The sequence below is a fragment of the Polaromonas sp. P1_G2 genome (genome assembly GCF_056405515.1).
The window spans coordinates 1-498 of sequence record NZ_JBFUBY010000959.1 but is presented as its reverse complement, the minus strand read 5'-3'; the positions used below and the strand labels follow the sequence as shown (position 1 = coordinate 498).

Sequence of the window (498 nt, the reverse complement as noted above, 5' to 3'; positions counted from 1 at the left end):
CACCGTCCCTTTGGTCGTGGCGGGTGGAATGACCATCTGGATACGCTCGTCACCGGGCAGCGTCGCCGACAGGATCGGCCGGGTTTCGTCGATGGACTGGTTGGAAAAGCTGGCCACGGCCCGGGCAAGGCGCATCAACTTGTCGAAGGTGAGCTCCGGCAGGTCATGGGTCCGCCAACCGCCAGCACCTTCAGTGAGCACCTGCCCAGGCCGATTCACGATCACTTCATAAAGCGTTCGGTCCTCCAAAAACAGTGCAAATGGCGACAGGAGTTCGCGGACCACCCTGGCGTCGACGCCCTCACTCATATCCCGCCCTATTTCGTGATGAGCGTCGAACGGGGGCTGAAGTCCCCAAGCACCGCCCGGTCATAAATCTTATTCCTCGGCTCCGTCACACGGAGGCTATAGACGCCGGAGAAATCGAGATCGCGCGCCACGAAAATCGAGACGAGCTCGCCCTGGTGCTTGAGAAGCGTGGGCGGAATGTTGATCGAC

The 498-nt window shown here is 60.6% G+C and carries 2 pseudogenes; both read right to left on the bottom strand.

Annotated features, from left to right (window positions below):
* Positions 1-309 (bottom strand): annotated as a pseudogene (locus AC1D0P_RS28540) (P-type DNA transfer ATPase VirB11); the annotation flags it as partial.
* A gap of 8 nt (positions 310-317) precedes the next feature.
* Positions 318-498: pseudogene (locus AC1D0P_RS28535) on the bottom strand (hypothetical protein); the annotation flags it as partial.